General features: G+C 62.2%; 22 protein-coding genes. 12 read left to right on the top strand and 10 right to left on the bottom strand.

All coding sequences use genetic code 11. The annotated features are described in order from the left end of the window. Positions 1–48: 48 nt before the first annotated feature. Positions 49–1,080, bottom strand: coding sequence for an L-glyceraldehyde 3-phosphate reductase (mgrA, locus tag JHX88_RS01815; protein ID WP_076522929.1), 1,032 nt, complete (start codon positions 1,078–1,080; stop codon positions 49–51). A gap of 195 nt (positions 1,081–1,275) precedes the next feature. Here mgrA and JHX88_RS01810 point away from each other — a divergent pair, with 195 nt between their 5' ends. Next, positions 1,276–2,052 carry a VOC family protein gene (locus JHX88_RS01810; protein WP_076522927.1) on the top strand — a complete coding sequence of 259 codons (777 nt, stop codon included), beginning with the start codon at positions 1,276–1,278 and terminating at the stop codon, positions 2,050–2,052. A 14-nt stretch (positions 2,053–2,066) separates the two neighbouring features. Here the strand turns inward: JHX88_RS01810 and JHX88_RS01805 are convergent, their stop codons facing one another. After that, positions 2,067–2,750, bottom strand: a complete 684-nt coding sequence (locus JHX88_RS01805; RefSeq protein WP_076522529.1) for a GntR family transcriptional regulator — start codon at positions 2,748–2,750, stop codon at positions 2,067–2,069. A 182-nt stretch (positions 2,751–2,932) separates the two neighbouring features. Between JHX88_RS01805 and JHX88_RS01800 the strand changes: the two genes are divergently transcribed. From JHX88_RS01800 to JHX88_RS01785, 4 genes are read left to right on the top strand one after another with little or no spacing between them, the layout of a single operon-like run. Continuing rightward, positions 2,933–4,624, top strand: a complete 1,692-nt coding sequence (locus JHX88_RS01800; protein ID WP_076522925.1) for a thiamine pyrophosphate-binding protein — start codon at positions 2,933–2,935, stop codon at positions 4,622–4,624. A 49-nt stretch (positions 4,625–4,673) separates the two neighbouring features. Beyond that, a complete protein-coding gene (locus JHX88_RS01795) occupies positions 4,674–5,657 on the top strand; it encodes a Bug family tripartite tricarboxylate transporter substrate binding protein (RefSeq protein ID WP_076522528.1) in 984 nt (327 codons plus the stop codon). Positions 5,658–5,681: 24 nt separating this feature from the next. Continuing rightward, entirely contained in the window at positions 5,682–6,188 is a 507-nt protein-coding gene (locus tag JHX88_RS01790) for a tripartite tricarboxylate transporter TctB family protein (protein WP_076522527.1), read from the top strand. A gap of 4 nt (positions 6,189–6,192) precedes the next feature. Then, complete coding sequence (locus tag JHX88_RS01785; RefSeq protein ID WP_076522526.1) at positions 6,193–7,698, top strand: tripartite tricarboxylate transporter permease; 1,506 nt, start codon at positions 6,193–6,195, stop codon at positions 7,696–7,698. A 188-nt stretch (positions 7,699–7,886) separates the two neighbouring features. On the opposite strand, the gene JHX88_RS01780 is transcribed toward JHX88_RS01785, so the two are convergent. From JHX88_RS01780 to JHX88_RS01765, 4 genes are all read right to left on the bottom strand, one after another. After that, the gene (locus JHX88_RS01780) at positions 7,887–8,048 is read right to left on the bottom strand and encodes a putative hemolysin (protein ID WP_272848160.1); all 162 of its coding nucleotides are present in this window, start codon (positions 8,046–8,048) and stop codon (positions 7,887–7,889) included. Between the two features lie 349 nt (positions 8,049–8,397). Next, the gene (locus JHX88_RS01775) at positions 8,398–8,553 is read right to left on the bottom strand and encodes a hypothetical protein (RefSeq protein ID WP_176011379.1); all 156 of its coding nucleotides are present in this window, start codon (positions 8,551–8,553) and stop codon (positions 8,398–8,400) included. Between the two features lie 290 nt (positions 8,554–8,843). Further along, the gene (gene pheT / locus JHX88_RS01770) at positions 8,844–11,231 is read right to left on the bottom strand and encodes a phenylalanine--tRNA ligase subunit beta (protein WP_076522523.1); all 2,388 of its coding nucleotides are present in this window, start codon (positions 11,229–11,231) and stop codon (positions 8,844–8,846) included. A 248-nt stretch (positions 11,232–11,479) separates the two neighbouring features. Further along, the gene (locus JHX88_RS01765) at positions 11,480–12,220 is read right to left on the bottom strand and encodes an N-formylglutamate amidohydrolase (protein ID WP_076522522.1); all 741 of its coding nucleotides are present in this window, start codon (positions 12,218–12,220) and stop codon (positions 11,480–11,482) included. 114 nt (positions 12,221–12,334) lie between these two features. On the opposite strand from JHX88_RS01765, the gene pyk reads away from it, so the two are divergent. The 7 genes from pyk to pheS all read left to right on the top strand — a co-directional run bounded on the left by pyk (position 12,335) and on the right by pheS (position 18,579). Then, complete coding sequence (gene pyk / locus JHX88_RS01760; protein WP_076522521.1) at positions 12,335–13,780, top strand: pyruvate kinase; 1,446 nt, start codon at positions 12,335–12,337, stop codon at positions 13,778–13,780. Positions 13,781–13,812: 32 nt separating this feature from the next. Then, entirely contained in the window at positions 13,813–14,109 is a 297-nt protein-coding gene (locus tag JHX88_RS01755) for a hypothetical protein (RefSeq protein WP_076522520.1), read from the top strand. Positions 14,110–14,230: 121 nt separating this feature from the next. Next, positions 14,231–14,431: a 50S ribosomal protein L35 gene (rpmI, locus tag JHX88_RS01750; protein ID WP_076522519.1), complete on the top strand. Its 201-nt coding sequence runs from the start codon at positions 14,231–14,233 to the stop codon at positions 14,429–14,431. Between the two features lie 17 nt (positions 14,432–14,448). Further along, entirely contained in the window at positions 14,449–14,808 is a 360-nt protein-coding gene (gene rplT, locus JHX88_RS01745) for a 50S ribosomal protein L20 (protein WP_076522518.1), read from the top strand. Between the two features lie 134 nt (positions 14,809–14,942). Then, positions 14,943–16,046 carry a calcium:cation antiporter gene (locus JHX88_RS01740; protein ID WP_076522517.1) on the top strand — a complete coding sequence of 368 codons (1,104 nt, stop codon included), beginning with the start codon at positions 14,943–14,945 and terminating at the stop codon, positions 16,044–16,046. Further along, positions 16,043–17,404, top strand: coding sequence for a cytochrome P450 (locus JHX88_RS01735; RefSeq protein ID WP_076522516.1), 1,362 nt, complete (start codon positions 16,043–16,045; stop codon positions 17,402–17,404). The genes JHX88_RS01740 and JHX88_RS01735 overlap by 4 nt, the downstream gene beginning before the upstream one ends. A gap of 92 nt (positions 17,405–17,496) precedes the next feature. Next, positions 17,497–18,579, top strand: a complete 1,083-nt coding sequence (pheS, locus tag JHX88_RS01730) for a phenylalanine--tRNA ligase subunit alpha (protein WP_076522515.1) — start codon at positions 17,497–17,499, stop codon at positions 18,577–18,579. A gap of 34 nt (positions 18,580–18,613) precedes the next feature. Here pheS and JHX88_RS01725 read toward each other — a convergent pair whose 3' ends face one another. The 4 genes from JHX88_RS01725 to JHX88_RS01710 all read right to left on the bottom strand — a co-directional run bounded on the left by JHX88_RS01725 (position 18,614) and on the right by JHX88_RS01710 (position 23,855). Next, complete coding sequence (locus JHX88_RS01725; protein WP_076522514.1) at positions 18,614–19,570, bottom strand: phosphate acetyltransferase; 957 nt, start codon at positions 19,568–19,570, stop codon at positions 18,614–18,616. A 3-nt stretch (positions 19,571–19,573) separates the two neighbouring features. After that, entirely contained in the window at positions 19,574–20,599 is a 1,026-nt protein-coding gene (locus JHX88_RS01720) for a YeiH family protein (protein ID WP_272848159.1), read from the bottom strand. A 70-nt stretch (positions 20,600–20,669) separates the two neighbouring features. Further along, positions 20,670–22,451 (bottom strand): sulfoacetaldehyde acetyltransferase, encoded by a 1,782-nt coding sequence (gene xsc, locus JHX88_RS01715; RefSeq protein ID WP_076522513.1) that lies wholly within the window; start codon positions 22,449–22,451, stop codon positions 20,670–20,672. A 12-nt stretch (positions 22,452–22,463) separates the two neighbouring features. Continuing rightward, entirely contained in the window at positions 22,464–23,855 is a 1,392-nt protein-coding gene (locus JHX88_RS01710) for an NAD(P)/FAD-dependent oxidoreductase (RefSeq protein WP_076522512.1), read from the bottom strand. Position 23,856 lies beyond the last annotated feature (1 nt).

Raw genomic sequence — 23,856 nt, 5'->3', positions numbered from 1 at the left:
CTCAAACGCCAATGGCAATGCAATCGACATATGTCATCGCGACGGGTTTCAAACCCCTTCGGACGACCGCGCCCAGAGATTGATGTCCTCCTCCGAGGAAATCCGGTCGATCTCGGCCAGTTCAGCCTCGGTGAATTCCAGATTGCCGACCGCCCCCGCGCAATCCTCGACCTGCGAGGGACGCGATGCGCCTATTAGCGCCGTGGTGATACCATCGCGACGCAACACCCACGCGATTGCCATCTGGGCCAAGGTCTGACCGCGCTTCTCGGCCAACGCATTCAGCCTGCGCACGCTTTCCAATGCGCTTTCGGTGATCGTTCCGGGGTCCAGCGACTTGCCTTGTGCGGCACGGCTGCCATCGGGAATACCGCCCAGGTATTTCTTCGTCAGAATGCCCTGCGCCAACGGTGTGAATGCGATCGATCCGATCCCCAGCTCGGCCAGTGTATCCTTCAGCCCATCGCGCTCCACCCAACGGTTCAGCATGTTGTAACTGGGCTGGTGGATCAGGCATGGCGTGCCCAGTTCCTTCAGGATCGCCGCTGCCTCGCGCGTACGCTGACTGTTATAGCTGGAAATGCCGACATAGAGCGCCCTGCCCGATCGCACGATGTGATCGAGCGCACCCATGGTCTCTTCCAACGGTGTTTCCGGATCGAAGCGATGGGAATAGAAAATGTCCACGTAATCCACGCCCAAGCGCTTCAGCGACTGGTCGCAAGAGGCGATCAGGTATTTCCGGCTGCCCCATTCGCCGTAAGGCCCCGGCCACATGTCGTATCCGGCCTTGGAACTGATAACCAACTCGTCCCGATATCCCCGGAAATCGGTCTTCAGGATCTCTCCAAACGCCTCTTCCGCGCTTCCTGGCGGTGGGCCGTAATTATTGGCCAGATCGAAATGAGTAATGCCATGATCGAATGCCGTGCGGCAAATCGCGCGTTTCGTCTTGTGCGGTGTGTCATGGCCAAAATTGTGCCAAAGGCCCAGCGACACGGCGGGCAATTTCAGCCCCGAACAGCCACAATGGCGATAGACCATGCGGTCATAGCGGTTCTCGGCCGGAATATAGGTCATCACATCTCCCTCGAAATCCGCGCCCATCATTGGGGCATCATAGATGTTGTCAAGCCGATGGCCCGAAAGCCTGGCATGTGGATTCGACGACTTTCGCGCTTGCACTTACTGTGCTTCATGGTCGGCGGCGACGACGTCGAACGAAATGGAAGCGGCCATCCCATCGGATGGTCTCTATTTGCAAGGGAACGCGACATGAGTCTGGACCATATCGTCATCAATACCCTGCGAAACATGGATGACGCGGCCGCGATCTTCGAGGATCTGGGCTTTTGCCTGACGCCCCGCGGCCATCATTCGCTCGGTTCCATCAATCACCTCATGCTGGAACCGAGCGCCTATCTGGAACTTGTCGGCGTGCCCCAGAGCGGACGGCAACGGCAAGAAGTCCTGGACAGTCCTCCAGGCCTGAACGGCCTTGTGTTTCGCAGCGACGATGCCCCTGCGACCCATGCACGGCTGATCGCGGCCGGGTTCGATCCGCAAGAGCCGATCATTCTGGAACGCCCGGTCGAGATCGAGGGCGAGACGCGGCAGGCACGGTTCCACAATGTCCGGATGAGGATGGAGGAGTTTCCGGCCGGTCGGGTCTATTTCTGCCAGCATCTGACACCCGATCTTGTCTGGCGCGTTGAATGGCTGACCCATCCCAACGGCTTTGCCGGGCTGGCGGAGATCGCCATCCATAGCCTCGACCCGGAACGGGAGGCGCGCACCTATGCCATGCTCGCCGAAAGCGCGGCAGAACCATCCGGGAATGATTGGCTGATCCGGGATGGCGGTTTCACGATCCGGCTAAGCCAGCATGAAACGCCCGGTTTCGCGTCTGCAACCCTGTTGTTCGACGATCTTTCGGATATATCCCGGCGAGCATCGAGCACGAATGGCGTCGAGTGGCAGGAGGGACGAACCGGAAAAGGTGCAATCCTCGTGCCATCGCTGGACCTGCGGCTGCAATGCCGGACCGCCTGACGCGATAATCGCCCTCAGGGCGCGTAAATGCGTGAAAAGGCCATACGGACGTTCTGTGTCACCTCTTCGAGGCGGCGCGAGATATGTGCGTTCATCTCGCGCGCTGCGCCCTCTTCATTCCCGGCCTTGACCGCGGCAAGGATACGGACATGGGGCCGGATCGTGATGGCAGGTACCCCTTCGCGCTCGCTCAGGGATTGCAGGTCGATGATCCGGATGTAATGGATACGCTCTGCCACGTTCTCCAACAGCCGGACAAGTTCGGCATTGCCGGACAGTTTTGCCAGCCGCAGGTGAAATTCCTCGTCCAGCCGGACAAGTTCGACCGGAGAGACGCCGGGGCTGTAAACAGCCTCCGATTCCTTCAGGAACCTCTGGAGCCCGGCCAGTTCCGCAGGATCGAAACGTCGTGCGGCCAGCCTCGCGGCCTCGCTTTCGATCGCGGCGCGAGCCTCGTAAAGATCCATGATCTCGGATGGATTGAGCGAGCGGCAATAGAACCCCTGTCCGCTGCGGAATGTAAAAAACCCCTCTGCTATCAGCCGATTAAGCGCCTCTCGCAGCGGAGTCCGACTGATATTGAGCTGTACCGAAAGCGTTGATTCATTCAGACGCTCATCAGGCTTGAACTTGTAGCTGGCCGCCATTTCCTTGAGCGCGCGATAGGCGCGTTCAACGGCCCCTTGCTTGGTTTCCATTACTCGTCAACACCTTGGCTCTGGTTCGGCAGCATGATCCGCCGGGTTGCCGAGAAATTACCCGCGCCGGAGGAAAAAGCAATTGATTTGTGTTCAGTTCTGAATATTGTCCTGCATACAATCAAAGAATACATGACTGTATGCAGAAAAGTATTCCGGTACGCCAGGATGAAGGAGCAACCGTGAGCAATACCCTGAATGGCGCGCAGGCCATGGTGCGCAGCCTAGAGGCACATGGCGTCAAACATATCTTCGGTCTGTGCGGGGATACGACGCTGCCATTCTATGACGCGATGCTGCAGCTCGATCACTGGATCACCCATGTGCTGACGCGGGACGAGCGCAGCGCGACCTATATGGCCGACGCCTATTCCCGGGTAACCGGCAGGGTCGGGGTTTGCGAGGGGCCGTCGGGCGGCGGGGCGACCTATATCCTGCCCGGCCTGATCGAGGCCAGCGAAAGCTCCTACGCCGTGTTGGGGATCACCACGGATGTCGCGGTCGCCTCTTATGGCCGCTATCCGCTGACCGAGGTCGATCAAGAGGCACTGATGCGGCCCCTGACCAAGTGGAACACGGTCATCCGGCGGGCCGATCACATCCCGCGCATGGTCCGCAAGGCATTCCGCGCCATGACCACCGGACGCTCGGGCGCGGCGCATCTGGGCCTGCCCTATGACATCCAGTATGACAGCGTCGAAGCTGCCGATATCTGGGCGGATCCCAAGCTGGGCAGCTATCCCGCCTATCGCACCGGTCCGGACCCGGATTCGGTCGCGGCGGCAGTGGATGCGATCCTGTCGGCCGGATCGCCGCTGATCGTCTGTGGCGGCGGGGTCGTCATCTCGGGCGCAATGGATGAGCTTGATCGATTGGCCACGCGGCTGGACATCCCGGTCGCCACCTCGATCTCGGGACAAGGCAGTCTGGCCGAGACGCATCCCAACTGCCTTGGCGTGGTCGGCTCGAACGGTGGCACCGACGAGACATGGGAGGCGATGACCGGTGCCGACCTGGTGGTGTTCATGGGCTGCCGGGCTGGTTCGACCACGACCTCGCGTTGGGAGGCACCCAAGCAGGGAACACGCATCGTACATTGCGATGTCGATCCAATGGTCGTCGGTGCCGTCCTGCCCACCGAAGTCGCGGTGGTCGGCGATCTGCGCCTGACGCTCGAGGCGCTCAATGCCGAGCTGGACCGCCGCAAGCAGGGCGAGGCCAGCATGGGCGGAGCAAGTGCCGTCGCAGATATCCGCCGCCGCAAGTTCGAGAAATTCGACGCATTGGCCGCTTCCGACGAATTCCCGATCCGCCCGGAACGGATCATCGCGGCGCTTCAGCGCACCTTGCCCGAGGACGCGACCATCGTCTCGGATCCCGGCACCTCCTGCCCCTATTTCTCGGCCTATTACACATTGCCTAAACCGGGGCGGCATTTCATCACCAACCGGGCCCATGGCGCGCTTGGCTATTCGCTTTCCGCCGCGCTCGGGGCGTGGTTCGGCGCGCCCGAGCGCAAGACCGTGGCATTGATGGGCGACGGGTCTTTCGGCTTTACCTGCGGAGAGCTGGAAACCGTGACCCGCTCACGCGCGCCGATCACCTATATCGTCTTTTCGAACTCGAATTTCGGCTGGATCAAGGCCAGCCAGCACGACGATTGCGATGCGCGCTATTACAACGTGGATTTCAACCGCACCGATCAGGCCGCCGTGGCTGCGGCCTATGGCGTGAAATCCTGGCGTGTCGAAGACTCCACGAAACTCGAATCCGTCCTGAAAGAGGCGCTTGCCCATGACGGGCCGACGCTTGTGGATGTCATCTGCCAGCCTCTGGAAGAGGCGCGGGCCCCCGTCCGCCGCTGGATGGGATGACAGGCCGCGCCGTTGCGGCGCAATGCAAACAACAGGGAAAGGAAAACCAATGATCTTCAACAGGACCAGGACCGCCATCGGAGCATTCCTGCTGGCGCTGCCCTTCGCCGGCCCCGCCACCGCACAGGATTATCCTGAGAAGGACATCACCCATATCATGCCATGGGGCGCAGGCGGCGGCACCGATACGGTGATGCGCACCTTCATGAATTTTGCCGAGGAACAGTTGGGCGTCGGCATCAACACCCAGAATATCGATGGCGCGCAAAGCGGCATCGGCACTTTGCGGCTGATGAAGGCGCAGCCCGACGGCTACACCATCGGATCGCTGACATGGGACAGTGTAATCACCGTACCCTATTACGGGCTGGTGCCGGGATACGATACCGAGCAATTGACCTATCTGGGATCGGTCACCGTGCATCCGACGGTGCTCGCCGTGGCATCGGATTCCCCATATGAAACGCTGGAGGATTTCATCGCCGCCGCCAAGGAGGCACCGGGCGAGCTGTCGATCTCCAATGTCGGCAATGGTGGCGTCTGGCACCTGCCCGCGCTGGACATGGCGGACGCGGCCGGGATCGAGGTCAGCCATATCCCCTATCCCGACGGGTCGGGCGCACAGCGCGAAGCGCTCTTGTCGGGGGAAACCGACGCCGCCTCGCTGAGTGCATCGGCCATCTATCCGGCAGTGGAATCGGGTCAGGCCCGGGTGCTGGCGGTGATGGGTGCCGAGCGGAGCGAATTCCTGCCCGATACGCCCACATTCACCGAGCTGGGCCTTGACGTGGTCTGGGGCAGCTTCCGCCTGATCGCCGCACCGAAGGGCATCGACGAAGATCAGAAGCAGGCGTTGGAAAAGGCCTTTGCAGCCGTGTTTGAAATGCCCGAGTTCCAGGAACGCGCCGAAGAGACCGCCATGGGCGCGGTCTGGATGAATGGCGAGGAGACGGCGAAATATGTCAAGACCTCGCAAGAGAAGGCCTTTGCGCTCATCGACGACCTGGTCGAGCAGGGTATCCTTGAAAAGTAACCCGGCAACGAGAGGAACCCGCAGATGAGTGGTCTTCGCCGGCTCAACGGGCAGGTCAGTTTCGCGCTTGTCCTGCTGGTGATGACCACGGTCTATGCCAGCCAGATCCCGCAACTGGGCATCCCTTTCACAAGATCGGGTGAGCCGGGGCCGTCGCTGCTGCCAATCGTGCTGAGCGTCATCCTGTTCATTGGCGCGATCCGCATCATCCTGGCCGAATTGCGCGGGGCCCGTCCAACAAGCTCGCGGCCTGCGGCAAATTCCGGGCATGTCCCCGCAATCGGTCTTGCCGGGCCAGCTCTGCTGATCCTGCTGACCGGGTTGTTCGCCGCCGGCCTGCTGCATGTCGGCTATTTCGTCTCGGCGGGGCTCTACTGCTTTGCCGTCGCGCTGTATTTCAACTTCGAGGAAACCGGGCGGCCCTTGCGCGCCATCGGCCTGTCCGCCGTTACCGCCGCCGCGATCACCGTTTTTGGCTGGCTGTTCTTTGACAAGCTGTTCGGCCTCTCGCTGCCGGGCTGGAGCCTGTAGGCCGATGTCGGAGCTTCTGACCGGATTCACGACGCTGTTCACGCCTTGGCCGTTCCTCTACCTGGTCGGCGGTTTCCTTCTGGGGCTGTTTTTCGGGGCCATTCCGGGTCTGACCGCGACGCTGGCCATCGCCCTGTTGCTGCCCTTCACCTTCGGGATGGAGGTGGTGCATGCGCTGATCATGGTCATGGGCATCTACATGGCCGGGATTTATGCGGGCTCGATCACCGGGATCACGGTAAATATTCCCGGCGCGCCCTCTGGCGCGATCACCAGTATCGACGGGCATGCGCTGATGAAACAGGGCCACGGCGCACAGGCACTCGGTCTCGATGCCTTCGCCTCGTCGGTGGGCGGCATGATCGGGGCCGTGGTTCTGATGCTTCTGGCCCAACCGATCAGCGAATTGGCGCTTCTGTTCCGAACGCCCGACAAGTTCTCGCTTGTGCTCCTGGCCGTGGTGACAGTGACGGTGGTCGCGCGCGGGCCGATCTGGCCGGCCATCATCGCGATGACCTGCGGGCTGATGATCTCGACCGTCGGGATCGACCCGATGGTGCCCGTGGGCCGCTTCGATTTCGACAGCTATCACCTGGTGGAGGGGATCGGACTTCTGCCCGCCGTGATCGGCCTGTTCGCGGTTTGCGAGCTTCTGGTCCAGGCAAGCACTCCCGCGCACGAGATGCGCGGCGAGGCCGTGGCCCGGATGCCCAAGCTGCGTCATCGCGACTTCGTTCCCAGCCTCGCCATGATCCGCGAGATCGGGCCGATCACCTATATCAAGAGTTCGATCATCGGCGTGCTGATCGGGATGCTGCCGGGCGGCGGTGCCTCGATGGCCTCTTTCATCGCCTATGCCGAGGCCAAGCGCAGTTCCCGCCGTCCCGAAGAATTCGGCCAGGGCTCGCATGAAGGGCTGGCCGCCTCGGAATCCGCGAATAACGCCATGTGCGGCGGCGCGATCATCCCGCTTTTGACCATGGGCATTCCCGGAGACGCGGTCACGGCGATCATCTTCGGCGTCCTGCTGATTCACGGGCTGGTGCCCGGCCCCGGACTGCTGACCGACAATGCCGCGACGATTGCTCCGATGTTCGCCGCGCTTTTCGTTGCGCTTTTCGTTGCGTCGATCTTCGTGCTGGTCTCGGTGATCCTGTTCGGACCCTTTTACATGCGGCTGGCCCGGATCAATCGCGGGGTGCTTTACGCTTTCATCGCGATGATCTCGATGGTCGGAGTCTATGCCTCGTCCTTCTCGGGGTTCCAGATGTGGATGGCCCTGGCGATCGGCATCTTCGCCTTCGCACTGCGCCGTTTCAACTATCCGGTGGTGCCGATGCTGATGGGCGTCATCCTTGGCCCTTACCTGGAAGAATTCCTGCGCCGCTCTCTCATTGTTTCCAAGGGCGACCCGCTGATCTTCGTCACCAGCCCCGGCAGCGCGGGTTTCCTGATACTGACGCTGGTCTTTGTCTGGCTGCTGCGTATCAGGCCCGGCGCTACGGGTTGAGCGATGGGCGATAGCCCAAGCCGGGCCAGCGGACAGAGGCCGGCCAGCTCGCGCTTGCGATCTCCTATCGTGCCGCCTCTAATCCCCGCAGATATTGCGCGGATGGCAGGATGCCCGCCTTGTCCCGCAATTCCAGGCTCAGCCGGGCTTTCGTAACACGGTGCCATGCCGCTTGCATGGCAGGAGAGTTACTCAGCTTGGGCAGATCGAAACAGCTCCCATTCCTCAACCACGCGGCCATCGGGAAGATGACAATATCCTACCGTACCCTGCTTTTCCTTGCGAAGCTCCACGACCCCGCCCTGGTTGACACAATGAAGCGATGCAGGATTCGGCTTGCCGATAGGCATGGGTTTCTGGCTGCATCCTGCCAGTGGAATCAGTGCCACAACCATTATTGCGCGATACATTACCAATGTTCTCCAATTACTTCGATTCATATCTTCAGTTGATCGTTCGGTCAGGTGCCCCTGTTATGCCGGCTCTATTTGCCGTGGTCATCTCTCGATCGGCGCTGCCTACCCACATACCTGAACTTTGGTCACGGGATCGACGGCCTGGCATTCCGCAATCGGGGGCGGCAGATCGTGATCAATGCCAGAGCATCCAGCAAGCATCAGATAAATGCCCAGAACAGAGGTGGCTTTGATCATTCCCAATCCTAATCGATTCTGCGAATCTGTCTGATATATCCGTAGATCACATCGAGTGCTGCAGGAAAAACAGGCGCGCCAGTTCTGCTGTCACCACATCCGCCGTCGGACCACAGGCGATCATGCGCACCTCGTTGAATACGATGGCTGCATCGGTAAAGCGCAAGGCATAGCCAAGATCGTGAAGCTGCAAACTTGCCATGTTGCGATCCTTCGGTTGAGGATCAGATACAAAAGAAGGGAATTCCGACGATCACGGTAACGATGCCGATGGGATTTACTGTCCCGGGTATGACCATCTTCGAGCCGATCGAGGCGAGCAGGCTGGCGATCTGCCTCTTAACCTTCAAGCAGCCGCGACGGATGTCCGACTGTGTCCTCACCCCAAGCGCTGAAGCCTGTGCAAGACCGGTTCTTGTCCGGCCACCCATACAAGAGTGCCGAGAGATACTTGGCTCCGGCCAACACAAGAGCTGTTTTCTCCGGCAGGCACTAACCGCGTAGAACGCCGCCGGTGGCTTTCTGGACCTTGTCTATGATCTTCTGGCTGACGGCCTCGATCTCGGCATCGGTCAGGGTCTTGTCGCGCGGCTGCAAACGGGCGGTGATGGCGATGGATTTCCTGCCGCCTTCGAGACCGGTGAACTGATCGAATACCGTGACACGTTCGATCAGCGCCTTGTCAGCGCCCTGCGCGGCATTCACCAGGGACAGAGCCTCGACCTTTGGATCGACGACGAAGGCGAAATCCCGTTCGACGGCTTGCAATTCGGCAATATTCAGCGCCGACCGCGTCGCAGTTTTCGTCTTCGGGAAGGGGATATTGGCGATGCGGATGGTGAAACCCACGGCAGGGCCCTTGACGTCCAGCTCGCGCAGCACCCGGGGATGGATTTCCCCGAATGTCGCCAGCACATTGGGACCAAGCGCGATATTGCCCGCGCGGCCCGGATGCCACCAGCCGTCCAGCTTGCGGTTGATCTGCGCCTTGGCCGGCGCGCCGATGACGGTCAGCACGGCTTCGGCATCCGCCTTGGCGTCATAGAGGTCCACCTTGCGACGGCTGCCGAAGGGATCGCGCGGAGAGGTGGAACCGACCAGCAGACCGGTCAGCTGTGTCGCCTGCTCGCCCGGTTCGCCGCCAGCAAAGACCGGTCCCATCTCGAATAGTGCCAGATCCGCAAAACCGCGCGCCTGGTTGCGGGCAGCCGCAGCCAGCAGGCCGGGCAGCAGATCGGGGCGCAGATGGGTCATCTCGCTGCTGATCGGGTTCTCGACCCGCACCGCATCCGCGCCGCCGCCGAACAGACTGGCAGCAGCCTGGTCGATGAAACTGTAGGTGACGCATTCGTTGTAACCCAAAGCCGCAGTCTGGCGTCGCGCCGTGCGTTCACGCATTTGCAGAGGCGTCAGGACCGGCTTCGGCACGCCGGGCTTCAGGCGCGGCAGCGGTTTACCCTCCAGCCCGGTGAGGCTCGCGATACGGGCGATTTCCTCGACCAGATCGGCCTCGCCCTGCACATCCGGCCGCCACGAGGGGACATGCGCCATGTCACCCTCCAACCGGAAGCCGAGCGCTTCGAGCGTTGCGCGTTGGGTCTCCTCGGGAATGTCCAGCCCGACAAGGCTGGCGGTGCGCGACGGGTCGAGGCGATAGGCGCGAGCGGTATCGGGAATGGCACCGGCAGTCACCACCTCGGATGGCTCGCCGCCGCATAGTTCCATGACCATCTGCGTGGCCAGATCCAGCCCCTGCAAGGTGAATTCCGGGTCGATGCCCCGCTCGAACCGGTAACGCGCATCCGAGTTGATCTTCAGCATCCGTCCCGTCGCGGCGGTGCTGATCGGATCGAAACAGGCAGCTTCGATGAAGACATCCGCCGTGTCCTCTTGCGAACCCGAGGCCGCGCCCCCCATCACCCCGGCAATGCTTTCGGGACCGTTCTCGTCGCAGATGACCACGGCGCCTTCGGGCATGCGATAGGTCTTGTCGTCCAGCGCAAGGATCTCTTCTCCCTCGCGTGCGGCGCGCAGGGTCAGGTCGCCCGTGACCTTGGCCGCATCAAAAACGTGCAGCGGACGGTTCAGGTCATAGGTGAAGAAATTGGTGATATCGACCAGCAGGTTGATCGGCCGCAGGCCGATGGCGGTCAGACGCTTTTGCAACCATGTCGGGCTCGGTCCGTTCTTGACCCCTCGCACCATCCGCCCCGAGAAGAACGGCGCCTTGGCGGCAACCCCCGCTTCGATGGTGACTCCGATCGGACAGGGAAAACCGGGCGAGATGTTCGCTTCTCGCAACGGCTTCAGCGTACCCAGGCCCCGGGCCGCCAGATCGCGGGCGATGCCGCGAACACCAAGCGCGTCGGGGCGGTTGGGAGTAATCGCGATATCGATCGTCGGATCGATCTTTTCCGGCGCATTCTCTGCCAGCCAATCCACGAATTTCTGGCCGACCTCCCCCGAGGGCAGTTCGATGATGCCGTCATGCTCGTCTGACAATTCCAGTTCACGTTCCGAGGCCATCATCCCGTGGCTCTCAACCCCGCGAATCTTGCCGACACTCAAGGTCACATCGATGCCGGGAACATAGTCGCCGGGTTTTGCCAATACGACGGTAATGCCCTCGCGCGCATTGGGGGCGCCGCAGACGATCTGCTTCTCACCTTCATCGGTCAGCACCCGGCACAGCTTCAGCCGGTCGGCATCGGGATGCTGCTCGGCATGAACCACACGAGCCAGCGTAAAGGCACTCAACCGGGCCGCGGGGTCCGAGACCTCTTCGACCTCGAGGCCAAGATCGGTCAGTGCCTCGGCGATCTGGTCGAGTGTCGCCGTGGTATCGAGATGCTCTTTAAGCCAGGAAAGAGTGAATTTCATGTCGCAACCGTCCGTTCGGGCCCGCGCCCGCTATGATTTGCCCGGTTCCTAGCGCAAGCACACGGGGATTGGTAGAGCCGGACCTGTATATCGAGCCAAATCTCCTCCGGCCCTTCTTCTTCAGGAAAATATCCTGCAGGGGGTCGTCGGGTGGTGCGCCATTGGTTCGAGAACCACCCGGCGACGGGATGCATAATCCCCCAGCCATCGCGGGACGCAAAGATCACCTGGAATAGCCGCACCGTAATTCACGCTTCGGCGGCGACAAGCACCCGAGGGATCACGCGGGCAAGGCGCTCGGCCCATTCTTTCTGCCCCGCCTCGGTTGCGATCAGGTCGTTGCGAAGTTCGATCAGCATGTTGGGGCGGCCATGGCGCAGCGCGTGACGATCAAGCGAATCACCTTCGAGATCTCCGCTATAGGGCTGATTCTCGCCGGTCACCCAGCCTTCGTCCCGGCATGCCTGGACCATGGATGGGCCAAGCCGGGCGTCGCGGTGCGAATAGAGGATGCCCACCTGCCACGGGCGCGGGGGACGCCCGCGCAGTTGCGGGGTGAAGCTGTGGATGGCGCAGATGCAGCGGGACGGATGCCGGCTGGCAAGACGCTCCAGCGCCCCGTGATAGGGGCGGTGCAGACGGTCAAGGCGATGCTCGCGCTCGCCCCGGTCGGCATGCTTGTTCGCGGGAATCACCGTGCCATCGTAAAGGCGCATGAGCACGGTCGGGTCGTCCTCGCCCCGGTTCGGATCGACCACGAGGCGTGAGAAATCGGAAAAGATCGCCGGTGCATCCAGCAACGCGGCAAGTTTCTCCGCCAGCCCCGCCGCCCCGATATCATAGGCGATGTGGCGCGCCATATCCGTCGCCGCTATTCCCAGGCTCCCCCCGTTCAGCCATCCGGGCACCCGGTTCGTCGCGTGATCGCAAGTGATCAGCCATCGCGAGGGCCTGTCCTCGCCCGATGTCCAATAAGCGCGTTCTGTCATGTCATTGTCACTGTTCATATCAGACGCTGTTTAAGGCAGACTCGGTTTAGACGCCAGTTGCCGCCAAGCGGCATTTGCGCCATAGATAGCGCTAAACCGGCATAGGGATTCAGCATGAGACGACATCGCAACGTGAAAATCGTGGCCACCCTGGGACCGGCCTCCAGCAGCAAGGAAATGATCCGCGCCTTGTTCGACGCCGGGGCGGATGTCTTTCGTCTCAATATGAGCCATGGCGATCAAGACGATCATCGCGCACGCCACGCCACGATTCGCGAGATCGAGGCGGAAACCGGACGCCCCATCGCTATTCTGGCCGATCTTCAGGGGCCAAAGCTGCGGGTCGGGCCATTCGCCGCAGAAGAGCATGATTTGGAAGAAGGCGACAAGTTCCGCTTCGATCTGGATGATGCCCCGGGGGACGCAAAACGTGTGCAACTGCCACATCCCGAGATTTTCGCGGCCCTCGAACCGGGGGCAGAACTGCTGGTCAATGACGGCAAGATCGCGCTGCGGGTCGATAGCTGCGGAAAGGATTTCGCGGAATGCACGGTCACGGTCGGCGGCACGATCTCGGACCGCAAGGGCGTGAACGTCCCTGACGTGGTCCTGCCCCTGGCCGCCCTGTCCGACAAGGATCGCGAGGATCTGGAATTCGCCTGCGAACTGGGAGTGGACTGGTTGGCCCTGTCCTTCGTGCAGCGCGCCGCCGATGTGGAAGAGGCCAAGGCACTAATAAAGGGCCGCGCCGCGGTGATGTCCAAGATCGAGAAACCCGCCGCCATCAAGGCCTTTGAAGAAATCCTGAAAGCTTCGGACGGAATCATGGTCGCGCGGGGTGACCTGGGGGTCGAACTGCCGATCCATTCGGTGCCGCCGATCCAGAAACGGCTGGTGCGCCGCTGCCGTGCTGCCGCCAAGCCGGTGATCGTCGCGACGCAGATGCTGGAATCGATGATCGAAAGCCCGATCCCCACGCGGGCCGAGGTCAGTGACGTTGCCAACGCCATCTATGAAGGCACCGACGCGGTCATGCTGTCGGCGGAAAGCGCCGCGGGGGATTACCCGATCGAGGCGGTCACGACGATGGACAGTGTCGCCCGCTCGGTCGAGGCGGATCCGAACTACCGCAATATCATCGAGGCCTCCCGCAGCGCCAAGCTGCACAGCGTCGCCGACGCCATCGTGACCGCCGCCCGCGAGATAGCCGAGACAACGGAAGTCGCCGCGATTTGCGCCTTCAGCCAATCCGGCGCGACGGTCAGCCTTGTCGCCCGCGAACGCCCCCGCGTGCCGATTCTGGCGCTGAGCCCGATTCAGTCGGTTGTCCGTCGCATGTGCCTGACATGGGGCACCCATTGCGTCATCACGCCGCGCCTGAGCCGCTTCAAGGAAGCCGTGGTGAATGCGACTCGTGCTGCCCGCGACTACGGCTTCGCAGACGAGACGCGGCAGGTGGTGGTCATGGCCGGGGTTCCCTTCAATGTTCCTGGCACCACCAACATCTTGCGCATCGCCCCCTGCGACGAGCGGTTGATTTACGCCACCGATCCGGAATAAGCGTCGGAAACCGAAGACAAGCGGGGGTTCCCATGTCCAACCTGTCCGATTATCTGCTGCTGGCCGGTATCGCGCTTTGCGTGATCTCGGTGATCGTCGCGATTGTGCAGCTTTTGCAGACCGAGCCGCCGCGCGGCGCGGTAATCACGCTGCTGCTCGGGATCGTCCTGATCTTCGCTGGCGCCTATACCGCACCGAAGCCGTTCCAACCTCAGGATATCCTGTCGGCATGGGCACGCGTGACCGGGGGCGAGCCCGTGAGCCAAGGCGAGGATGGCTCGGCGGACGAGCCCGAAACCGCAGGCGAGGCAGAAGCCCCCGCCAACTGAGAAACACCGGCAAGCTCTTGCCAAATCACCCCGGCGCGTCTATACGGCGCGCTTCTATCCGCGTGGCCGGCCTGAATGGCATTGCCGAGTCGCGCGTTCACTCTGACGAATGGAGACGAAAATGCCGAAGATGAAGACCAAAGCGGCCGCCAAGAAGCGGTTCTCGATGACGGCCACGGGCAAGGTGAAATCCGCCCAGGCCGGTAAGCGGCACGGCATGATCAAGCGCACCACGAAATTCATTCGCGATGCGCGCGGCACCACAGTCCTGTCGGACGCGGATGCCAAGATCGTCAAGAAATACATGCCCTACAACCGCTGATCGAAGGAACGTAACCAATGGCACGAGTGAAATCCGGCAAGGTCACCCACGCCCGCCACAAGAAGGTTCTGAAGGCGGCGAAAGGCTATTACGGCAACCGTTCGCGTAATTTCCGCACCGCTACGCAGGCTGTGGACAAGGCGAACCAATACGCCACGCGCGACCGCAAGAACCGCAAGCGCAATTTCCGCGCCCTGTGGATCCAGCGGATCAACGCCGCTGTGCGTCTGGTCGATGCCGATCTGAACTATTCCCGCTTCATCAACCTGCTGTCGAAAGCCGGGATCGAAGTTGACCGCAAGGTCCTGGCCGATCTGGCCGTGAACGAGCCCGAAGCCTTCGGTGCGATCGTCGAAAAGGCGAAAGCCGCAGCCTGATTCGTACCGAAGCGTGAAAAATCGGAAAGCCCGTCCATGGACGGGCTTTTTTCATGTTCCCATCACGGACCGATCACCCGTTTGCGTATGATGTGACGATTGTGGCTGGGCATGTTGATGATTAACCTGCCTCCATGAAACGCATTCTGCGAAACCTGTCTCAGGAACGGCCGATCCTGGCGGTCATCGTCACGCTCGCGATCTTCAATATCGCGCCGGGGGCATTCCTGCACCCTGCGACGGCGGTCTGGGCATTGCTGCCCTTCATCTGGCTTTTCGCGGTGATGATCTGGGGCGCCTCTGCCGTTGTGCGCCATGCCGAAGCGCTGGCCGATCGTTTGGGCGAACCCTATGGCACCCTGATCCTGACCCTGTCGGTCGTGGTGATCGAGGTCGCGCTGATCGGCTCGGTCATGCTGTCCGGTAACGGGGGCCCAACATTGGCGCGCGATACGATGTTCGCCGTGCTGATGATCGTCCTGAATGGGCTGGTCGGGCTATCGCTTCTGTTGGGTGCTCTGCGCCATGGCGAGCAAAGCTATAATTTCGCGGGTGCATCGGCCTTCCTGACCGTGCTTGTGCCCCTGGCAGTGTTCGGGCTGGCGCTGCCCGCCTATACCATATCCAGTCCCGATGACAGTTTCAGCACCGGGCAGGCGCTGTTCTTTTCGGTGGTAACGCTGGCACTTTATGGCGTTTTCCTGTCTATCCAGACCGTTCGCCATCGCGGCTTCTTCACCGAGGCCGAGGAGCCGCCCCTGCCCGCCCCACACGGATATCCGCGATATGCCACCTGGGCGCATGGCTTCTTGCTGCTGGCAACGCTGTTACCCATCGTGCTGCTGTCCAAAATGATGGCGGGTTTCGTCGATCACGGCATCAATGCCATGAGCTTGCCCAGTGCCCTGGGCGGTGTCGTCATCGCGACCATCGTGCTGGCTTCGGAAGGGATGAGCGCGGTGCGTGCCGCATTGGCCAATCGCCTGCAAAGGGCGGTCAACCTGTGTCTCGGTGCCGCGCTGTCAACGATCGGGCTGACCGTGCCCGCCGTTCTGCTGATCGACGTGACGACCGGACAGCATGTCGTGCTGGGCCTTGGCGCGCAAATGCAGGTGATGCTGGCGCTGACCCTGATCGTTTGCGTGCAGACATTCGGCACGAGGCGCACCAATGTCCTGCATGGCGCGGTGCATTTGGTGCTGTTCCTCGCTTATATCATGCTGGTGCTGGAACCATGACTACGCGCGAACCCGTCAAGGTCCCGCTGACCCTGCGCCCGATGGGTATTCTGGGCACGGTGGCGACCGCACGCCGCAACGTGCTGGAACTGATCCCCGGCATCGCCCTGCGCCAGCCCATCGTTTCGGGCCGGACGGGGCTGCGCTGGCATATGGTGATTGACCCCGAAAGCCTGCGCCATATCCTCAAGGACCGGGTCGAGGATTATCCGAAATCCGTCACGACCAAGCTGATCCTGAACCCCGCAATTGGCGACAGCCTGTTCGTGGCCGAAGGCGCGCATTGGCGCTGGCAGCGTCGCGCCGCCGCCCCTGCCTTTGCCGCCCGCCATATTACGGCACTCGGTCCGGTGATGACCGCCGCCGCCGAGGCGTCATGCAGACGGCTTGCCGCGGCAACCGGACCGGTAGACCTGTTCGCCGAGACCGTCGCAGCGACTTTCGAGGTCATCTCGGACGTCACCTTCTCGGGTGGTGGCGGTTTCGACCGCGACGCGGTGCACCACGCCATCGACGGCTATATCGCCCAGACCGCCAAGCTCTCGATCATGGATGTGCTGGGGCTGCCCGCATGGTTGCCGCGCCCGGGCCGGCTGATGTCGGGCCAGGGGCTGAAGCGGATGAAACAGATCGCCGATCAGGCCATCGCCGAGCGGGCACAGGCCGCAACCAAGGACGACACGCCCGATCTTCTGGACCTGCTGCTGGATGCCGCCGATCCCGAGACGGGACGCAGCATGACCCGCGAAGAACTGCGCGACAACCTGCTGACCTTCATCGTTGCGGGGCATGAGACGACCGCTCTGACACTCGCGTGGGCGCTTTATCTTTGCGCCTTTGATCCGCAGGTGCAGGAGCGTGCCGCCGAAGAAGCCCGCTCGGTTCTCGAAGGTCGCGCGGCAACCGCCGAGGATGTTGGCGCGCTTCCCTATATCGAGCGTGTGGTGAACGAGACGCTGCGCCTTTATCCCCCCGCCGCGTTCCTTTCGCGCACCGCGCAGGCCCCAGACCGGCTCTGTGGGCGCGAGGTGCAGATCGGCGATACCATCGTGTTGCCGATCTATGCGCTACATCGTCATCACCTGCTGTGGGAACATCCCGACGCCTTCGATCCCGACCGGTTCGAAACCACGCCCGACCGCTTTGCCTTCCTGCCCTTCGGAGCCGGCCCGCGCATCTGTATCGGCACCAATTTCGCGATACAGGAAGCGGTCATCATCCTTGCCACATTGCTGAGCCGGTTCCGGTTCGATCCTGTCCCCGGTCGGGACCCGCAGCCCCGGATGATCCTGACATTGCGCCCACATGGCGGGGTCTGGCTGCAAGTCTCGATGAGGAAGGAGCAAGCATGGGAATAAGCCGCACCGATCACCTTTCCCCGGTGAGCAAGCCTTTCCCATCGCTGCGACAAGTGGTAACGGAAGCCCCGACATGACGCCGAGGCTTTCCGATGGATGATCTGACCCCACTTCGCCAGCAATGGCTTGACCGTATCAAAACCGCGGCCGATCCCGCCGCCATCGAAGAGGTGCGCCTTGCCGCCCTTGGCAAGAAGGGTGAGATCAGCCTCAAGATGCGCGAACTGGGCAAGATGACCCCCGAAGAGCGTCAGACCACCGGTCGTGCACTGAACGAGTTGCGGGACGAGATCGACGCCGCGCTGCGCGCCCGCAAGCTTGCGCTGGAGGACGCGGCGCTCGAGGAACGGCTGGCCGGGGAATGGCTGGACGTGACCTTGCCGGGGCGGCCCCGTCCGCGCGGCACGATCCATCCGATCAGTCAGGTCACCGATGAGGTTACGGCGATCTTCGCCGATATGGGATTCGCCGTGGCCGAAGGACCGCAGGTCGAAACCGACTGGTACAATTTCGATGCGCTGAATATCGCGCCGGAACATCCCTCGCGGCAGGAAATGGACACGTTCTACATGCACCGGGCCGAAGGCGACAATCGCCCACCGCATGTGCTGCGCACCCATACCAGCCCGGTGCAGATCCGCTCGTTGCAGGAACAAGGCGCGCCCATCCGGGTGATCGCTCCGGGGCGCGTCTATCGCATGGACATGGACCAGACACATACGCCGATGTTCCATCAGGTCGAAGGACTCGCGATTGACCGCGATATCTCGATGGCGCAACTGAAATGGGTGCTGGAGGAGTTCTGCCGAACCTATTTCGAGGTCGACGAGATCGAACTGCGCTTCCGTGCCTCGCATTTCCCCTTCACCGAACCTTCGGCGGAAGTCGATATCCGTTGTTCATGGGATGGCGGACAGCTCAAGATCGGACAGGGCGACTCATGGCTGGAGATTCTTGGATCAGGCATGGTCCATCCGCATGTGTTGCGCTCTGCCGGGGTCGATCCCGATAAATGGCAGGGTTTTGCGTTCGGCATGGGCATCGACCGCATCGCCATGCTGAAATACGGCATTCCCGATCTGCGTGCCTTCTTTGAATCCGATCTGCGTTGGCTCCGCCATTACGGCTTCGCCGCCGGAGATATCCCAAGCGTCAGCGGTGGTCTTTCGCGCTGATCGGATCGAAGGCTGTCGTCTATTGCCTCGCCTTTTAATCTGCTTGTAACGCGGTGATCGCGGTTGCCGCGATGATATCGTCAACCGTGCAGCCCCGAGACAGGTCATTGGCAGGCTTGTTGAGTCCCTGCAGGATCGGGCCGATCGCGATCAGTCCACCAAGGCGTTGCGCGATCTTGTAGCCGATATTGCCAGACGCGAGATCGGGAAAGACAAAGATGTTCGGGCGACCGGACAGGCGGCTATGCGGAGCTTTCTTCGCACGGATCGCATCGTCGAGCGCCGCGTCGAATTGTAGTTCTCCATCGATTTCGAGATCGGGTTCCTCCGCGCGAATCCTGGCTAGTGCCTCGCGAATTCGGGTCAGGCTCGGATGATCGGCCGAACCGGCGGTCGAAAAGCTCAGCATCGCCACCCGTGGGGGCTCGGTCAGCAGACGGCGGCAGGAGGCGGCGGCAGCCCGGGCAATGGCCGTGAGCTCCTCGGCGTCGGGCTCGATGACAAGGCCGCAATCGGCAAAGATCATGCCGCCCTTCACCGGCGCCTCAGGACCGCAAGAGAGCATCAGGAAGAAACTCGACACCACCCCGGCATTCGGGGCCCGCCCGATGACCTGCAGCGCAGCGCGGACCGTATCGGCCGTTGTGGCGACCGCACCACCGACCGTTCCGTCGGCTTGTCCAAGCCGCACCCGCATGGCCGCCTGCCGGATCGGATCGCGCATCTCTTCCAACGCCCGTTCCGGCGTCATGCCGCGCGAAGCCCGCATCCTGTGCCAGTGATCGGCAAGCTCTGCCAGATCAGGCGCATCCGCCGGGATCAGACCAGTGACGCCGGGCAGCTCGGGACCGTCCATCAGGGTCACGCGCGCCAATCCCTGCTCGGTCAACCGCATGGCTGCCTCGGCCACACGCGGATCCCCCCCTTCCGGCAGGATGATATGTCGCGGCATGGCACGGGCGTTCTCAAAGATGCGGTCGAGCGGTTTCATGACTTATCCCAAAAAATGCAGGCCGGTGACAATGAAGGCACCGAGGAAGACGGTTTCCGCCACCATCAGCCCGATCGCACCTGCCCCGACCTCGACCATGCGGCCAAGCGAGGTCTTGATGCCCACCGCAGCGATGGCGATCAGCAATGCCCACCGGCTGAGAGCTCCGGCCCAATCCGCGATCATTGCCGGGATCAGGCCAATCGAGTTCAACGTTGCCAGGGCCAGGAAACCAAGCACGAAGCCCGGCAAGAGTGGCGGTTTCTTCCCGGCTTCGGCATCGGCGAGTCCCCTTTGCCGGATGACGAGCGAAAAGCACAGCACCACCGGTGCAAGCATCGAAACCCGGATCAGCTTGACCAGCGTGGCGGTCTCTCCGGTCTCGGGGCCGATCGAGAAGCCCGCGCCGACGACCTGGGCAACGTCATGAATGGTGCCGCCCAGGAAAACGCCGGAATCGCGCGCGTCGAACTGGAACAGTTGCGCCAGCATCGGGTACAGCACCATGGCCACGGTCGACAGCACTGTGACCGACAGCACGGTAAAGACCAGATCACGCTCGGACTTTTCGTGCCGCGGAAGAACCGCGGCGATGGCCATCGCGGCCGAAGCGCCGCAGATCGCGACCGAGCCTCCGGTCAGCAAGGCAAAGCGCCAGCGGCGACCGACGAAGCGGGCCACCAGCAGCGCGAACAGGATGGTCAGGATCACCCCCGCGACGACCAGCGCAATGGCCGCCGCACCCAGTTCCGCCAGCATCTCGACGCTGATCCGCGCACCGAGAAGCGCGACCCCAAGACGCAACACCGTCCGGGCGGTGAACTCGATCCCCGGCGCGGTACGTGTCCCCTCTTCAGCCAGGAAGTTCAGTGCCAGGCCCAGAAGCAGCGCCAGCAGCATCGCTGGCGCACCGTAATGTTCCGACAGGAACTGCGCCGAGACCGCCACAAGCGCGGCGACGGCAAAACCCGGGAACATCGGCTTCAGCGCCGGGACACTGGACAGACGCATGGCAAGGCTGGGGGGCATTCGAAAACTCCTGCGGGACAGAAAGACCCGGCGGGGCAGCTGCCCGCCGGGCCGGATAGCATGGGCCGCTTTACGCGGCACCTTGTTGCGGACGCATATCGGCGGGATCGATGCCCGCCACCTCGACCGGCTTCTTCATCGCATCGCGGCGGAACGGTTCGCCCAACTCCTGGTTCAGAACCACCTCAATGAAGGTGGTCTCGCCTTGCTTCATCTGACGCTCGACTGCTTGGTGCAAGGCTTCGGTCAGGTCTTCTTGCGAACTGACCTGCACTCCGCGCGCGCCGCAAGCCTCGGCGATCTTCGCGTAGGAGGTGCCGCGATCAAGCTCAGTGCCGACAAAATTGTTGTCGTACCACAGCGTGGTGTTGCGCTTTTCTGCGCCCCATTGGTAGTTGCGGAACACCACCATGGTGATCGCAGGCCAGTCGTCACGCCCGCAGGCAGTCATCTCGTTCATCGAGATACCGAAGGCACCATCGCCCGCAAAGCCGATCACCGGAGTGTCCGGATTGCCGATCTTGGCGCCAAGGATTGCCGGGAACCCGTAGCCGCAGGGACCGAACAGGCCGGGCGCCAGGTATTTGCGGCCCGCCTCGAAGCTGGGATAGGCGTTGCCGATGGCGCAGTTATTGCCGATATCCGAGCTGACGATGGCCTCTTTCGGAACGGCCTGCATGATCGCCCGCCATGCCTGACGGGGGCTCATCAGATCGGAATCGCGATCGCGCGCACCTGCGTTCCATTCGGTACCGGGATCGTCCTCTTCATGATCGAGGCTGGAGAGTTCCTGCGCCCAACGCGACTTGGTCTGCGCCACCAGATCGCGGCGCTCTGTGCGGCCCGCATCCCCGGCATTGGCGGATAGTTGCGCCATGATGCCGCGCGCGACCTTGGACGCATCGCCCTGAATGCCGACACTGACCTTCTTGGTCAGTCCGATCCGGTCGGCATTGATATCGACCTGGATGATCTTGGCATCCTTCGGCCAGTAATCGATGCCATAACCCGGCAGGGTCGAGAATGGGTTAAGCCGCGTGCCGAGCGCCAGAACCACGTCTGCCTTGGCAATGATCTCCATCCCGGCTTTCGAGCCGTTATAACCCAATGGCCCCATGGCCAGTGGATGCGAACCGGGGAAGCTGTCATTATGCTGGTAGTTCGAACAAACCGGGGCATCCAGCCGCTCGGCCAGCTTGACCAGATCCGGAATCGCGCCCGAGAGCACCACGCCCGCGCCGGACAGGATCACCGGGAACTTGGCCCCAGACAACAGCTTCGCCGCCTCGGTCACCGCCTGCTCGCCGCCCGCCGGACGCTCGAAGGCGACGACCTGCGGCAGATCGACATCGATCACCTGGGTCCAGAAATCCCGCGGGATATTCATCTGCGCGGGCGCAGAGTTCCGCCAAGCCTGCATGATCACCCGGTTCAGCACCTCGGGGATGCGGCTCGGATCGCGAACCTCTTCCTGGTAGCAGACGCAATCGGCGAAAAGCCGCATCTGCTCCATCTCCTGGAACCCGCCCTGTCCGATGGTCTTGTTGGCTGCCTGCGGCGTGACCAGCAACAACGGCGTGTGGTTCCAGTAGGCGGTCTTGACCGGGGTGACAAAGCCGGTCACGCCGGGACCGTTCTGGGCAATCGCCATCGACATCTTGCCGGTCGAGCGGGTGAACCCGTCCGCCATCAGCCCGGCATTGGTCTCATGTGCGCAATCCCAGAATTTGATCCCCGCCTTGGGAAACAGGTCGCTCACCGGCATCATCGCCGAACCGATAATCCCGAACGCCTGTTCGATCCCGTGCAGCTGCAAGATTTTGACGAAAGCTTCTTCGGTGGTCATTTTCATCGGCGTCGCTCCTTAATTACGCTCGTCGCGGAAGTGATAGAGGTGATAGAGACCCCACTGGCCAAGCCGCCGGAACGGCGTCTTCCAGCCCTCGTGAGGCAACTCGTTGTTGAATATCGGCAGGTTCGGGATCTTTTCTCCCGCGACCAGTTGCGCCATCCGGCGACCGGCCATGGCGGAATACATGACCCCATTGCCGCCATAACCAAGCGCATAGAAGGCGCCCGGCAGGTCGGGAAGGCCAGTGATCCGGGGCATCATGTCATGGCTGACATCGACCCACCCCCACCAGCTGTAGTCCAACTCGATCCCGCGCAGGACGGGGAATTTTCGGGCCATCCCCTCGCAAAGCGTTTTGAGATGCGTAGGGTTTGCCGCGTCCTTCCCGGTGATTGCTGCGCGCGATCCGATCTGCAGCCGGTTATCGGGAAGCAGACGATAGTAGTGCCGCAGCGTGCGGGTATCGGTCAGCGGCGACAGGCGCCGGATACCAACAGCCTCAAGTTCGTTGGCGGTCAATTCGCGGGTCACGATGCTGTTGGACATGATCGGCATCAACCGGTCCTTCAGCCTCGGATGCAGGTTCCGGGGCGCATAGGCCGCCGTCGCCACCGCCACGCGCCGGGCGCGAACCGTGCCGCCGGGCGTGCGCAGATGATGCACACCATCCTTGAACACCCAGCCCTGCACCGGGCTGTCAGTATGTACGCGAGCGCCGAGCTCGCGCGCCACCCGCAGATAGCCGAAAGCCAGCTTGGCCGCGTGGATGCCGACACCGTCGGGCTCCCACATGGCACCATGCGCCTCCATGTCCCGCGCGACGGTCTCGTGCAACTCGTCGCGGGAGAGCATCCGGGCTCCGTAGCCGAAACTGTCGCGCAAAAGCGTGGCCTCGGCCTCCAGCGAGGGCATGACCGAAGCCTTGTGGGCGATGTAGTAATGCCCGCCGTCCTGGGGTTCGCAGGCAATGTCATGATCACGGATCAGCCCGCGGAACAGACCGAACGCCTCGACCACCTCGGCATGCAGCCCCCTGGCGACATCAAGCCCCCAACGCTTGATCCACTGGCTGCGCTTGAGCCGGCCAGAGCTGATCTGCGCCTGCCCGCCATTCCGGGTCGAGCAGCCATAGGCCACGCCATTGGCCTCCAGCACCGCGGCCTTGATGCCGTGCATCTTGGCCAGGTGGATGGCGGTCGAAAGCCCGGTATAACCCGAACCGATCACCACGACATCCACATCCATGTCGGATTTGACCGGTCCGTCATCTTCTGGCGCGGCACCTGCCGTCCCGATCCAGTAGGTCGGCGCGTAATCGCTACCCGGACCAAGCGCGCGCGCCGTCATCGGATCGTAGTACGGGTCGAAGGGCTCTGATCCCGAGCGTTTATCGATCATCTGCATG

The sequence above is a fragment of the Paracoccus saliphilus genome (assembly GCF_028553805.1).
GTDB lineage: Bacteria > Pseudomonadota > Alphaproteobacteria > Rhodobacterales > Rhodobacteraceae > Paracoccus > Paracoccus saliphilus.
This window is presented reverse-complemented; position numbering and strand designations above follow the sequence as displayed.

Coding starts and splice junctions, on each gene's coding strand:
- JHX88_RS01795 (WP_076522528.1), top strand. CDS start 4,674: ATGATCTTCAACAGGACCAGGACCGCCATCGGAGCATTCCTGCTGGCG.
- JHX88_RS01805 (WP_076522529.1), bottom strand. CDS start 2,750: ATGGAAACCAAGCAAGGGGCCGTTGAACGCGCCTATCGCGCGCTCAAG.
- JHX88_RS01755 (WP_076522520.1), top strand. CDS start 13,813: ATGTCCAACCTGTCCGATTATCTGCTGCTGGCCGGTATCGCGCTTTGC.
- JHX88_RS01720 (WP_272848159.1), bottom strand. CDS start 20,599: ATGCCCCCCAGCCTTGCCATGCGTCTGTCCAGTGTCCCGGCGCTGAAG.
- JHX88_RS01710 (WP_076522512.1), bottom strand. CDS start 23,855: ATGCAGATGATCGATAAACGCTCGGGATCAGAGCCCTTCGACCCGTAC.
- JHX88_RS01780 (WP_272848160.1), bottom strand. CDS start 8,048: ATGCCTATCGGCAAGCCGAATCCTGCATCGCTTCATTGTGTCAACCAG.
- JHX88_RS01740 (WP_076522517.1), top strand. CDS start 14,943: ATGAAACGCATTCTGCGAAACCTGTCTCAGGAACGGCCGATCCTGGCG.
- JHX88_RS01810 (WP_076522927.1), top strand. CDS start 1,276: ATGAGTCTGGACCATATCGTCATCAATACCCTGCGAAACATGGATGAC.
- pheT (WP_076522523.1), bottom strand. CDS start 11,231: ATGAAATTCACTCTTTCCTGGCTTAAAGAGCATCTCGATACCACGGCG.
- pyk (WP_076522521.1), top strand. CDS start 12,335: ATGAGACGACATCGCAACGTGAAAATCGTGGCCACCCTGGGACCGGCC.
- JHX88_RS01725 (WP_076522514.1), bottom strand. CDS start 19,570: ATGAAACCGCTCGACCGCATCTTTGAGAACGCCCGTGCCATGCCGCGA.
- JHX88_RS01775 (WP_176011379.1), bottom strand. CDS start 8,553: ATGGCAAGTTTGCAGCTTCACGATCTTGGCTATGCCTTGCGCTTTACC.
- mgrA (WP_076522929.1), bottom strand. CDS start 1,080: ATGACCTATATTCCGGCCGAGAACCGCTATGACCGCATGGTCTATCGC.
- JHX88_RS01765 (WP_076522522.1), bottom strand. CDS start 12,220: ATGACAGAACGCGCTTATTGGACATCGGGCGAGGACAGGCCCTCGCGA.
- xsc (WP_076522513.1), bottom strand. CDS start 22,451: ATGAAAATGACCACCGAAGAAGCTTTCGTCAAAATCTTGCAGCTGCAC.
- rpmI (WP_076522519.1), top strand. CDS start 14,231: ATGCCGAAGATGAAGACCAAAGCGGCCGCCAAGAAGCGGTTCTCGATG.
- JHX88_RS01785 (WP_076522526.1), top strand. CDS start 6,193: ATGTCGGAGCTTCTGACCGGATTCACGACGCTGTTCACGCCTTGGCCG.
- JHX88_RS01790 (WP_076522527.1), top strand. CDS start 5,682: ATGAGTGGTCTTCGCCGGCTCAACGGGCAGGTCAGTTTCGCGCTTGTC.
- JHX88_RS01735 (WP_076522516.1), top strand. CDS start 16,043: ATGACTACGCGCGAACCCGTCAAGGTCCCGCTGACCCTGCGCCCGATG.
- pheS (WP_076522515.1), top strand. CDS start 17,497: ATGGATGATCTGACCCCACTTCGCCAGCAATGGCTTGACCGTATCAAA.
- rplT (WP_076522518.1), top strand. CDS start 14,449: ATGGCACGAGTGAAATCCGGCAAGGTCACCCACGCCCGCCACAAGAAG.